This window comes from Mesobacillus jeotgali (assembly GCF_900166585.1).
GTDB classification, from domain to species: Bacteria; Bacillota; Bacilli; order Bacillales; family Cytobacillaceae; genus Mesobacillus; species Mesobacillus jeotgali_A.
In genome coordinates this window covers 592304-604563 of record NZ_FVZC01000007.1, presented here as the reverse complement: position 1 = coordinate 604563, position 12260 = coordinate 592304, and the positions used below count along the sequence as shown (strand labels likewise).

The 12260-nt window shown below is 44.9% G+C and carries 13 protein-coding genes and 1 pseudogene; 9 read left to right on the top strand and 5 right to left on the bottom strand.

Annotated elements, in window-relative coordinates:
- Positions 1 to 95: 95 nt before the first annotated feature.
- Positions 96 to 260: a hypothetical protein gene (locus B5X77_RS23215; protein ID WP_176167230.1), complete on the top strand. Its 165-nt coding sequence runs from the start codon at positions 96 to 98 to the stop codon at positions 258 to 260.
- A 126-nt stretch (positions 261 to 386) separates the two neighbouring features.
- Positions 387 to 704: a YbjQ family protein gene (locus B5X77_RS04320; RefSeq protein ID WP_079505433.1), complete on the top strand. Its 318-nt coding sequence runs from the start codon at positions 387 to 389 to the stop codon at positions 702 to 704.
- Between the two features lie 46 nt (positions 705 to 750).
- On the opposite strand, the gene B5X77_RS23925 is transcribed toward B5X77_RS04320, so the two are convergent.
- Positions 751 to 1173, bottom strand: a complete 423-nt coding sequence (locus tag B5X77_RS23925; protein WP_306807290.1) for a GNAT family N-acetyltransferase — start codon at positions 1171 to 1173, stop codon at positions 751 to 753.
- 51 nt (positions 1174 to 1224) lie between these two features.
- Positions 1225 to 1656, bottom strand: a pseudogene (locus tag B5X77_RS23920) (NUDIX hydrolase); the annotation flags it as partial.
- A gap of 84 nt (positions 1657 to 1740) precedes the next feature.
- Between B5X77_RS23920 and B5X77_RS04305 the strand changes: the two are divergent.
- From B5X77_RS04305 to B5X77_RS04290, 5 genes are all read left to right on the top strand, one after another.
- Positions 1741 to 3837, top strand: coding sequence for a DNA topoisomerase III (locus B5X77_RS04305; RefSeq protein WP_079505431.1), 2097 nt, complete (start codon positions 1741 to 1743; stop codon positions 3835 to 3837).
- A 172-nt stretch (positions 3838 to 4009) separates the two neighbouring features.
- Positions 4010 to 4135: a hypothetical protein gene (locus B5X77_RS23650; protein ID WP_257391718.1), complete on the top strand. Its 126-nt coding sequence runs from the start codon at positions 4010 to 4012 to the stop codon at positions 4133 to 4135.
- A gap of 33 nt (positions 4136 to 4168) precedes the next feature.
- Entirely contained in the window at positions 4169 to 5437 is a 1269-nt protein-coding gene (locus B5X77_RS04300) for an MDR family MFS transporter (RefSeq protein WP_079505429.1), read from the top strand.
- Positions 5438 to 5763: 326 nt separating this feature from the next.
- Complete coding sequence (locus B5X77_RS04295; protein ID WP_079505427.1) at positions 5764 to 6996, top strand: aminopeptidase; 1233 nt, start codon at positions 5764 to 5766, stop codon at positions 6994 to 6996.
- A 453-nt stretch (positions 6997 to 7449) separates the two neighbouring features.
- Positions 7450 to 7722 (top strand): acylphosphatase, encoded by a 273-nt coding sequence (locus B5X77_RS04290; protein ID WP_079505425.1) that lies wholly within the window; start codon positions 7450 to 7452, stop codon positions 7720 to 7722.
- Between the two features lie 31 nt (positions 7723 to 7753).
- Here the strand turns inward: B5X77_RS04290 and B5X77_RS04285 are convergent, their stop codons facing one another.
- From B5X77_RS04285 to B5X77_RS04275, 3 genes are read right to left on the bottom strand one after another with little or no spacing between them, the layout of a single operon-like run.
- The gene (locus tag B5X77_RS04285) at positions 7754 to 9049 is read right to left on the bottom strand and encodes a hypothetical protein (protein WP_079505423.1); all 1296 of its coding nucleotides are present in this window, start codon (positions 9047 to 9049) and stop codon (positions 7754 to 7756) included.
- A 12-nt stretch (positions 9050 to 9061) separates the two neighbouring features.
- The gene (locus tag B5X77_RS04280) at positions 9062 to 9454 is read right to left on the bottom strand and encodes a DUF6114 domain-containing protein (RefSeq protein WP_079505421.1); all 393 of its coding nucleotides are present in this window, start codon (positions 9452 to 9454) and stop codon (positions 9062 to 9064) included.
- 15 nt (positions 9455 to 9469) lie between these two features.
- Positions 9470 to 10024: a DUF6230 family protein gene (locus tag B5X77_RS04275; protein WP_139378300.1), complete on the bottom strand. Its 555-nt coding sequence runs from the start codon at positions 10022 to 10024 to the stop codon at positions 9470 to 9472.
- A 224-nt stretch (positions 10025 to 10248) separates the two neighbouring features.
- Between B5X77_RS04275 and B5X77_RS04270 the strand changes: the two genes are divergently transcribed.
- Positions 10249 to 11748 carry a LuxR C-terminal-related transcriptional regulator gene (locus B5X77_RS04270; RefSeq protein ID WP_079505417.1) on the top strand — a complete coding sequence of 500 codons (1500 nt, stop codon included), beginning with the start codon at positions 10249 to 10251 and terminating at the stop codon, positions 11746 to 11748.
- Positions 11749 to 11883: 135 nt separating this feature from the next.
- Positions 11884 to 12252 carry a large-conductance mechanosensitive channel protein MscL gene (gene mscL, locus B5X77_RS04265; protein WP_079505415.1) on the top strand — a complete coding sequence of 123 codons (369 nt, stop codon included), beginning with the start codon at positions 11884 to 11886 and terminating at the stop codon, positions 12250 to 12252.
- The last annotated feature ends 8 nt before the right edge of the window (positions 12253 to 12260 follow it).

The window sequence follows — 12260 nt, the reverse complement described above, 5'->3', positions numbered from 1 at the left end:
TAAAATTTGTATCTATATAATCATATGCTGTTCATTTTTTATATTTCAGGTTCCATCAGGAAAAACTACTTTTGACAGGAAAGGAGGGTTCATGAATGAGCAGAGGAAAAGATTTTAACCATAAGAAAAAAGGCCATCCCGGAGACTTGCCATCAGGTGCGCTAAAAGCAAAACGGCCTGAAACCGAAGCACAGGAAGACGAGGAATTCCTGGTCGTACAGGAAGCATTTAAAAACCGGATTGAGGAAGAAGACGTTTAATATTCATTCCCGGACCCAGCTATTCTGGCCGGGTTCTTTTTTTTGAAACTTTTTCCACCGGTCTTCGTATATGTACTCATACACAGTATTTTACACGCTTCACTTGAAAATTGAGGAGGAATAAACATGATTGTTACAACTACATCGGCATTGCAAGGCAAAGAAGTGGACTCATATTTGGGGATTGTCTCTGGAGAAGCGATTATGGGGGCAAATGTGGTGCGTGACTTTTTGGCAAGCGTCACCGATGTAATCGGGGGCAGGAGTTCTGCTTATGAAAATAAGCTAGCGGAAGGGCGTGAAATCGCGATTCGCGAAATGGAGGACAAAGCGCGCCGGATGGGCGCCAATGCCATAATCGGTGTTGACCTTGACTTCGAGACACTGCGCGAAGGTATGATGATGTGCATCGCCACAGGAACGGCAGTCAAAATAAAGGAATAATGCTTAAAGGACCTGGCATGCTGCCCGGTCCTTTTGCATGAAGCCATCAATTTCGCCGCTTTTTAAAATTGGCGATCACCAGCCCGCCACCTACTGCTGAGTTATTTTGCCTCACGAAGCCAAGTTTCTCATAGAGCTTTATCGCTGGTGTATTTGCAGCACCGGTTGAGACAATCATTTCGGAGAAGTTTTGATGTTCCAAATATGCAATCAGCTTCCTGGCAATTCCTCTGCGGAAAAAGTCTGGATCAACCATCATACGATGAATATCCATCACTTCCCTGTCTATTTTAAAAGAAACCGCACCAGCAAGACGGCCATCAAGATAATAGCCAAGGAAGGTTTCACCGCAATTTTGCAGCTGCTCGAATGTTTCCTTTAAAGGAGGGATTTCATCCGTTCCAATCAAATCTGCTTCTATTCTGTATGACTTTCTCTGTAGATCGAGGATTTCGGCCGCTGCCAGCACATCAAACAGCTCAATTTCCCTGATGACAGGCAGGATTCCATAATCATTTATTTTGCTTAAGATCAACTCAGGCCTGCCTTGAAGAGCAGGGAGATTGTCCAATGCAAAAAAGCGCAGCTCCTTGCTTTCGCCGTCGAGTATTTGCAGCACGCCTTCCCAATCGGTGCAAGCGTACAATGCAATCGCGTTATAGATTTCGTCGCCGTTCGGATATTGAAAGTAGTATTCCTCACCAGCGATCACATCCAAAAACTTCAATGTATTCAGATGCAGTCCCGTTTCCTCATATAATTCTCTGCGGGCTGTCTCTTCAAAACTCTCGCCAGGTTCCATCGCACCGCCTGGAATCCCCCAACTGCCAGTATCAGTCCGAAGCTGCAGCAGCACTTCATATTCCTTATTAAAAACAAGGACAGCAGACCCAGCCAGGATGAACGGACGGCTGCTAATCAAGGCGCGGATTTCTTTAATATAATCGCTCATACTCTCCCCCATTACAAAAATTCGGTTTTTTCTATTATACTAAGTAAAGCATATGTAAACTGTTGTTTTTTGAAAGGAGCAATTATGAAATCATTAGTCCTTGCAGAAAAACCAAGTGTTGCCCGTGAGCTTGCGCGTGTGCTTGGCTGTAATAAAACAAATAAAAGCTATTTTGAAGGAAATCAATATATCGTGACCTGGGCACTTGGCCACTTGATCGAACTAAAGATGCCGGAGAACTATGATCCTAAGTATAAGGTTTGGAAACTTGAGGAGCTCCCAATCATCCCTGATAAAATGGGGCTGAAGGTCATCAAGCAGACGAGCCATCAATTTAAGGCGATTGAGCATCTCGCCGAACGCAAGGATGTCAGCGAATTCATCATCGCTACTGACGCCGGGCGTGAAGGGGAACTTGTCGCCAGATGGATTCTTCAACGCATCAACTGGCGGAAGCCAATCAAACGCTTGTGGATTTCTTCCCAGACCGACCGGGCCATCAAAGATGGGTTCAAAAATCTGAAGCCTGGCAAGCAGTTTGAAGATCTTTACGAATCAGCTGTATGCAGAGCTGAGGCTGACTGGCTGATTGGCTTGAATGTCTCCAGGGCTTTGACAACCAAATATAAGGATCCATTATCTGCCGGCCGGGTTCAGACACCGACTTTGGCCATGATACTCGAGCGTGAGGATGAAATTAACAAATTCGTCCCTAAGGATTACTGGACCATCCAGGCAAAGGTTGGCTCCCTGAATGCAGAATGGGAGCATAAAGGCGAAAAACGAATTTTTTCCAAGGAAAAAGCAGAACAGATCAAACAGAAGCTTTCCAATAAAAAAGCAATCCTGAAATCACTTGACCGCAAGCAGAAGTCTGATCCGCAGCCGATGCCGTATGATCTTACAGAATTGCAGCGTGACGCCAATAAACGCTTCGGCTTCTCGGCAAAGAAAACATCCAATGTGCTTCAGGGCTTGTATGAACAGCACAAGCTTGTCACCTATCCGCGGACAGACTCACGCTATTTGACGACTGATATGGAAGCGACGATGGCGGACCGGCTTCAGGGAATCATGTCCGGCTACAGGGATGAAGCGAGGCCGGCACTTGCAAACAAGGGCAAGGTCCAGGCACGCCGTGTGTTCAATAATGAAAAAGTCACTGACCACCATGCCATCATCCCGACAGAGGAACGGCTTCATCTCGCTGATTTGTCACCTGATGAACGAAAGCTCTATGACTTAATTGTCCGAAGGTTCCTTGCTTTATTTTACCCGGCCTATCAATATGAAGTTGTCCATGCAAGCTTCGAGGTCGAGGGCGAAACATTGTCCGCTCGCGAAACGAACATCCTTGAACTCGGCTTTAAAAAGGTTCTTGGAAAAGATGAGGATGATTCGAGCACTCAATCTCTTGGCCATCTAGAAAAAGGCAAAAGCTACTCTGTAGGCCAGGTAACAATGAACAAAAAGATGACCGAGCCACCGCTGCGCATGTCTGAATCGGATATCCTTTCAAAAATGGAGAAATTCGGCCTGGGTACTCCGGCAACAAGGGCAGAAATCATCGAACGCCTGATTTCGTCGGAGGTCGTCGAACGCCAGAATGGCCGTCTCTTTTCTACGAAAAAAGGCAAGCAGCTCATCGACCTTGTGAACGATGAACTGACTTCCCCGGAGCTGACCGCAAAATGGGAAAAAGAACTAGAGGAAATTGCCCGCGGCAAAGGCGATGCAAAGGCATTCAAAAAAAGGATTCGTGAACAGACCTCCCTTCTGGTATCTGAAATCAAGAAGAGTGACAAAACATACCGTGCCCATAACCTTACAGGTTCCAAGTGCCCTGAGTGCGGGGAGTTCATGAAGGAACGCAAGACAAAAGAAGGACGCATCCTTGTCTGCTCTAGTCCTGAATGCAGCTTCCGCAAGCATAAAGACCCTAAGCTGTCACACCGACGCTGCCCGCAATGCCACAAGCGGATGGAAATACACGACGGCAAAGCAGGCGCCTACTTCCAATGCCGACGCTGCAATGTTGTCGAAAAGGCTGAGGACAAAAAGAAAAAAGGCGTTTCCAAGCGTGAGGAACGTAAACTCAAGGAAAAATATGCGCCATCCCAGGAGAATTTTGGCACCAGCCTCGGTGACTTACTGAAAGCAGCACTTGAGGATAAAGAATAATAGACTTAAACAGCACCTCATTTATGGAGGTGCTGTTTTTTTGAAAAAACTTGTAGAAGGATTTACCTTGTAAAAAATTCCTTAGGAGTAGTATGATATTCGTTGGTTGTCATTTAAATCGAATAGAGAAAATGCACTTTTTTAGCTATGAAAAGAGTTGGATTGCCTGCGTATGAAGTTGCTTTTTAACTTCAGTACAGGACTGATAAGGCTCGAGCTGCTCGTTTCGCAAACTGCGGAAGATCATTCAGAATCAAGAACTGGTAAGGTGCTGATGCTGGGCACTATCCATATATAAGTTAATACTTAAAGGAAACAAAGGAGAAGCATCATGAGGATAAGGGATTGGGACCGGAACCTGAAAATTCGCCTGTTTGGCGAAGCATTAATGAATATAACATTTTGGATGTTTTTCCCGTTTTTAACGATCTATTTTGCCGAAAGCTTTGGAAAGGACAAGGCAGGATTCCTGCTCATCTTTTCCCAGGTGTTCTCGGTATTCGCCAATCTGCTCGGAGGCTATACAGCAGACAGGTTCGGCCGCAAGCGGATGATGGTTATATCAGCATTCGGGCAAGGCATTGCTTTCCTTGTTTTTGCCTACGCGGTTTCTCCATGGTACACATCACCGATGCTTGGATTTATCTGCTTCGCCCTGGTCGGAGTGTTCGGCTCGATTTACTGGCCGGCCAGCCAGGCGATGGTTGCAGACGTCGTCCCGGAAAAAGACCGCAGCAGTGTATTCGCGATTTTTTATACACAGATCAATATTGCAGTCGTTGTCGGCCCAATATTAGGTGCGATTTTTTATGTGAAATATCGGTTTGAATTGATGATTGCAGTTGCGATTATCTCTATCCTGCTAGCGCTTGTCCTCTCAAAATGGACCCGTGAAACCGTCCCTGCTTCGGCAAAGCAGGCACGCGCTGAAAATGGAAAATGGTATGACTTCCTGAAAGAACAGATTGCCGATTATAAGGTCATCATTCAGGATAAAGTTTTTCTCATGTTCATCATCGCCGGGATTCTGGCAGCGCAAACTTTCATGCAGCTGGATTTGTTATTCCCTGTTTATACAAAAGATATGGTACAAAATCAAACCGTTCTAGAGCTTGGCAGCAAAGTCTTCACCGTCAATGGAGAGCAGGCTTTTGGATTGATTCTTTCCGAGAACGGATTGCTGGTCGCCCTGTTCACTGTTGCTGTAACGAAATGGGTCACACGATTCCGCGAACTGAATGTCTTTGTATTGTCGTCCTTAACTTATGCAGTCGCAATCCTGATGTTCGGTGCAACGAACTGGATTTGGGGATTAATTCTGGCCATGGCAGTCTTTACACTGGCTGAACTGATGACAGCAGGCTTGCAGCAAACCTTCATTTCCAACCTTGCACCAGAGAAGATGCGCGGTCAGTATTTCGCAGCAGCCTCATTGCGCTATACACTAGGCCGTACAATCGCACCAATCAGCATTCCGCTAACCGTGTGGATCGGCTATAGCTGGACCTTCACGATCTTGAGCATCCTCGCTGTTTTGAGTGCGGTGTTGTTCTGGGTGATGTTCAGGATGTATGAGAATAGAAAGGAAGCTGGAATTTAGGGAATGAATGGCTAGTTGACCGATATATATGTTTTTCCGCTGATATATTAGAAGATGTGGTCGATATTTTTAATTTTCCGCTGATATATAATTACAGCTTATGTATCGCAAAAAGTGGTCGATATGTCTCGCTATTAAAACTCCCGGCATTCTATAATCCATGCAACATTATCAATGTTGCATGGATTTTTGCTATGTTGCACAGCGACTCTGTTTCATGAAGGGATCCCAGACACCATTGTCTCCTATAGTCGAATGTATTAAGTTTCTTTTTTTCCATGAAATCGGTACAATATAAAAGAAGATTCAGAAAAGGGGCGAAATAAATGAGTGAATTCCAAAAGAATTTAGAGAAATATGCGGACCTTGCTGTCAAGGTTGGTGTTAACATTCAGAAAGACCAGACGCTTGTCATCAATACGACAATCGACTCAGCAGAGTTTGTTCGTCTTGTTGCGAAAAAAGCATATGAAGCAGGCGCCAAGAACGTCGTGGTGAACTGGAATGATGATGTTGTAAACAGGACGAAATACGACCTTGCACCTGATGAGGCATTCACTGAGTATCCTGAATGGCGTGCTCGTGAAATGGAGGAGCTTGCTGAGAATGGAGCTGCCTTCATGTCAATTGTGTCATCAAGCCCTGACCTATTAAAAGGGGTTAAGTCTGAGCGTATTGCAAACTTCCAGAAAGCAGCCGGAACAGCACTTTCAAAATACCGCAAATACATACAATCCGATAAAGTCAGCTGGACGGTTGTTGCTGCTCCTTCTGAAGGCTGGGCGAAAATGGTTTTCCCTGAGGAAACAGCTGAAACAGCTGTTCAAAAGCTTTGGGACGCAATTTTCAAGGCAGTCCGCGTTGATACCCAGGATCCTGTTGCTGCATGGAAAGAGCATGACGCTTCCCTGCATGAAAAGGTTGACTACCTGAACAGCAAACGCTACAAAAAGCTTCACTATAAAGCACCTGGCACAGACCTGACTGTTGAGCTTCCGGAAAAACATATCTGGGTTGGCGCAGGCAGTGTTAACGAGCAAGGGAACGAGTTCATGGCCAACATGCCTACTGAAGAAGTTTTCTCTGTACCTTTGAAAACTGGCGTAAACGGCTATGTATCAAGCACAAAGCCGCTTAGCTACGGCGGAAACATCATTGACAACTTCAAACTTACTTTTGAAAATGGAAAAATCGTCGGTGTCGAAGCAAAAGAAGGCGAAGAAATCCTTAAGCAGCTGGTGGCGACAGACGAAGGCTCGCACTATCTTGGCGAGGTTGCACTGGTTCCTTTCAATTCACCGATTTCTCAATCAAATGTGCTGTTCTTCAACACATTGTTTGACGAGAATGCTTCGAACCATTTCGCAATCGGAAGCGCATATGCATTCTGCGTGGAAGGCGGCAAAACAATGTCATCCGAAGAGCTGGCTGAAAACGGCCTGAACGAAAGTATTACTCACGTCGACTTCATGATCGGTTCCGATAAAATGGACATCGACGGAATCACAGCAGACGGAACAGCTGAACCAGTATTCCGCAATGGGGACTGGGCTCTGTAAGATTCTATATATGAGAGGAAACAGCCGGATATTTCGTTCGGCTGTTTTTTTGATGGTTAGACGCGGGGTATTTTCTGGGGAATTCTCTGAGCATGTTCCTGCCTCTAAAAGCTGTCCGAGGCCCCATCTGAATCTGACAGCTTTTACTCTAATCCGAACTTGGTTCAACTTCTGACAGCTTTTCCACCTATCCCCTCAAACCTGTGCAAACATCGTCCTACTTTGGACAGCTTCTAATCACTTCTCCTTAAACTTGTCTGAATACGCGCTCTTCCTAATCCTGCTTTCAGGAACACCTGCCCATTTAGCGTGTAATTACCAGCAGTCAGCAAGAATAAACTTCCTTTTCCCTTATGCGCCCCATTTCTGTATGCTATAATGAAGTTACCAAGGAATCTTTACATATAATATTAGATATATTGTTAACCTAATTGTTTATCTGGGGGCGACGTCTTGATTCAATTACAAATTATTGTGTCAGGAGAGGTTCAGGGTGTGGGATACCGTTACTATACACAGATGAAGGCTATTCAATTTGGGATTACGGGATGGGTTAGGAATCTTCAGGAAGGCGGGGTTGAGATTCTTGCTTCTGGCCCTAAAGCCGAACTTGAAAAATTCATCGATGAGGTACGAAGAGGCAATCCTTTTTCAACGGTTGATCACATTGAAGTGAATGAAATCAAAAACATTGAATCCTATAAATCTTTCGCAATAAAATACTAAAAGGCAGAGGAATTTTCCTCTGCCTTTTCTGTTAGTCAAAATTGATGATTGATCCGTCTGGCTCTTTTAAAATCGCCTCTCTCATCTTTTTCAGCTGATCTTCCTCGTTTGGCTTTAACCCTAGCAGATTCAGCAGGCCGAGTGAATCGAGCAGGCCTTCTGTCCAGCTTTCAAGTTGTTCTGTGAATGTCGCATCTGAAGGGCAGAGTTCATCCAGCATTTTTTTCTCCGACAGTGCCTTGTCGATCAATTCAAGAGCCAGTTCTTTGGTGATCTCGCCATTCGCAGCCTTAACCTTTTCACACGCAGTTTTGGCAGTGACGTCAACGGTTTTTTTCACCGGCTCTGTGACTGGCGCTGTCACTTTCTTTGCTGTGTCAGTCGTGTCTTTGACTACCTCTCTTACAGGATCTGTCACTTTTCCGATTGTCTCTTCCACGGGTGTAACCACCTTGTCGGCCGTATCCTTTACCGGGTCAGTTATTTTATCAACTGTGTCCTTCAGTGGATCCGTCACCTCTTTGAGCGGGTCCGTCACTTTTCCGATTGTGTCATTGAGCGGGTCCTTCACTTTTCCAACCGTATCATCCAGTGGATCAGTCACTTTTTCGATTGTACCATCTAACGGGTCTGTAACGTCTTCTAGCAGGTCGTCAGCTGGTTCGGTAATTGAGCCTACCGTATCTTCAACTTGATCCTCCATCGGCTCATCCCCAGCTCCTTCGCATGTTAGCGGAAGCTGGCCGGAGGTAATTTTCGCAATTTCTTTCTTCATCTGCTCTAAGGGCATCGATCCAAGGTCCTGTAAGATTTTTAAGGTCCCTGGCTTCTTGACTCCCCCATTGCCGCTGACTGTTTGCAGCTGAAGCTGGTCGAGACTGCTGTTTGCTGCGTTCATTGAATGGGCGACCATGGTCACTCCTTCAAGAGCCGCATTCGGAATGATTTTTGCCGCGTGGACACATGCTCCCATAAATGAAATTGCGCTGGCGTCAACCTGCATCCCTTTTATATGGACTGGTCCGTTAGCTTTCATCGTGATGCTCACGGTTCCTCCAGGCGACTTAAACTGCTTTGTCAGTTTCATTCCATAAATCTTCGCAGAATCATAGGTGATCCGCAGCATTGGCCTGGCGCTTGAACCGGACGTTTCGCCAGCGACAACCATTGCCTTCATATTTTCACCGACCACTCTGTCAGCTTGAATGATGAATCCCTCGACATCGCTGGTGGAAGCATTCACTTTTTCGATATAAGGGAGAAAGGATAATGCAGCCAGTTGAATGCACATTCCTATTAAAATTAATCGTTGTTTTACAATTTTCATTTTTTCTCCCCTTTACCCCGTTTTAGCTGGCTGCGAAGTGACGTTCGATTCAGGTGATCCTGCTGATTCTTCCGCCGGCAACACCCGCCATGCTGTCAACAATGCCCCGCCGATAATGCCGAATATCGTTCCGAACAGAAAACCTCCTAAAGCTCCGATGACAGATAGAATGGATAAAAAAATCACAATAATTCCGAGTGCTTTAGAGGCACCTGGCAAAAAGAAAGCCATCAGCCCCATCAGCGTGATCAGGCCGCCAAACAGCAAGCCGATGACTGCTACCGATCCTGGCAGAAAAGTACTGAGATACAAGTTCAACGGTACCCATAAAATCATCAGCCCGCTCAAGACTGTTAAAATCGCCCCGAAAAAAGGCCGAGTATGCCTCCATTTTTTAAAAACCATTGCATATCACCTCGATTATTTCTTATCGATTTTTTCCACTGTCAATTTCATGCCGGCCATATTGATGGTTTCCTGGAATAAGTAATGAGTTTTTAACTTAGCATTTTCAAGGATGATGGTGCTCGATGTCTGCTGGAACTGCTTTGTCCAGTCTGTGCTGTTGTTTTCGGCAAGCGCAAGGTTTTGGAACTTGGCGTTCGCCTCGATCAAACCGGCATCATGCTGCAGACCAGAAATTTGTACAGGTTTTGAAGCCTGAATTTTTACGCGGATCCATTCCCCGCCTACCTGGAAATCCTTGTATAATTGAAGATTGTCGATTGTCAATTTTTCAATGATATTAGTACCCTGTGGTGCAGCATCTGAACTGCTCGTTTCCCCAAGCTTTGGATAAAACTTATAGCCCTCTCCTTCAAGCTTATCGAACTCAACATAAAAGTCTCCTACTCCCGCAATCGGGACTGCATAAGCGACACCCGACACTCCGAAGGACATCAGCAAGATTCCCAGCGCAAGAAGTCCAGCTGCCAGAGCACCCCAAAAAACCTTCTTATTCGTTTTGCTTTCCATTACAACAGCTCCGTTCAAGGAAGCCACCCCCGCATAAATATTTTTAAAATTCAAAATTAATTCTTGCCCATACTATATCCCCAAAAAATCGTGCCTACAACCGCGAAAAAAATCGTTAACATTGTGTTAACCCCGTTAAATGTCGGGTATTAGAAACCGACGGACAAAAATCTGAATTTTTAAACGAACATTATCTTACCAGATTTTGAGAGTGAGGTTGCCTGATGGAACATAAGATTGAGGAATTAGCCATTAGAGGTTTATTTCTTTTAAAAGAATACGAGAAACCTTTTCTTAAAGAATGGACTAGCTTAAAGAAGGATTTGAGGGGTTGGGAAAATAACCTTATTTCAGAGTTTGAAAGCATGATTGTTTTTGGCTTCACTAATCTTTCAAAAACCACTTTCGTTTCTTCAAACGATTTCATCCAGTTACTGGTTCTTAAATGGCAAAAACATCATCCTGAATTTGTTGATGATTTTGAAGCCATCTTTCTGATCAGTGCCGTGGAAAACTCATTTCATAAAGTGCTAAAGAGAAGGAATGCTGGATTTCTTGACCATCAAGCAGTCCAGGTCTTTTTTACGAGAATTATTGATAAGGTCCTTCGCACACAACTGCTGGAATACCAGGATGACAAATGGCTGAAGACACTAGTAAACCTTCGGACTGTGCCAAGCAATTGGCTTGCGGTCATCCGAAATGAAAAATCCCTCTATAAAGTTAGCAAAGTTGTCGGTGCTGAAACCCTGCCAGCAAATGAGCAGCTTATCACCATGTGTGAGGGACTCCAGGCCAATGAACTGGAGGACTTGTCGACGGCTCTTAGCAGATTACTGACACCAGGCCAGGAACTGTCTCAAATCATAACGATTCCCTGTCTGACTGAAACTCTGATGATTTGTATAAAGGACAGCACGGATACCGTCACAGTTGAGCAAATAGAGACACTGAGAAAAATGTATCTGAAACAGATGAAGCTCAACCACCTGGAAAGCGAGCTTGAGTGGAAGGACGCGACGCTCCTATTCCAGCAGCGGCTGATTCAATCACAGAGCGCTTCCGAGGCTGTAAAAATGATCACCCAGGGACTAGTTGATTATCTTCCTTTTTCCCGTTGTGCGCTTTTCATCTACTCACCAGGCGAACACAGCGGTGTTGGAGTCCATGCGCATAATGTCAATACAGGTTCGGTCCAGCATATTAAGGAAAGCATCGCTGAATTTCCGCTGCTGAGAAAATACTTAAAACATTTCAGCCATTCCAAGCCGATTTTCATTGAGGATGCAGCAGATATTCTGCCGGCCAAGTATGTCCGTGATTACAGTTTGAAATCCCTGGTCGTCCTGCCGATTTATGTACCTGCTGAGAATAAACTGATTGGCCTGGCCATCCTTGACCGAGGGGAAAACAAATCATTCACCGTTAACAATCAGACTCTGACGGCTCTCATTAAGTTCGGGCAATATGGAGGCGAATTACTGAACCAATATTATGAGGATGCCGTCCAGCTGTTTGGCGTCCAGCATGCCCTCCTGACCATACGTGAACGGGAAGTCCTGAAACTCATTGCCGAAGGCGCGTCCATCAATGAAGCAGCCGATACACTTCATCTTAGTTCCTATACGGTACGTGACTATATTTCAGCCATCATCCATAAACTCGACGCCAAGAATCGTACAGATGCTGCAGTCAAAGCCCTGAAAATGAGATTGATTCAGTAAGCAGGGTTAGCATAGCTATAATTAAGTTAATAGATTCTACTGGGCCAGTCTCTTGTAAAGGGACCTGGCCCTATTGCATTTTGCCTCCCATTCTCGCAAAATAGAAGAGATATAATTTTAGGGGGTACATATAATATGTGGAATGAATTCAAGAAATTCGCTTTTAAAGGGAATGTACTGGATCTTGCCATCGGGGTCATCATCGGCGCGGCGTTCGGGAAAATCGTCTCTTCACTTGTGGATGATATTATAATGCCGGTGGTGGGACTTTTGGCTATTGGCAAGGATTTTTCCGAGCTCTCATACAAAGCGATTAAATATGGGGCTTTTCTCCAGACGATTATTGATTTTTTCATCACTGCATTCGCCATTTTCATCTTTGTGAAAATCATAACCCGTTACCGAAAAAAAGAAGAGGCCAAGCCTGCAACATTGGTGCCTGATGCAAAAGAAGAACTATTAAAAGAAATCCGTGATCTTTTAAGAGAAAAAAAGGAATTATAAAAAGAATT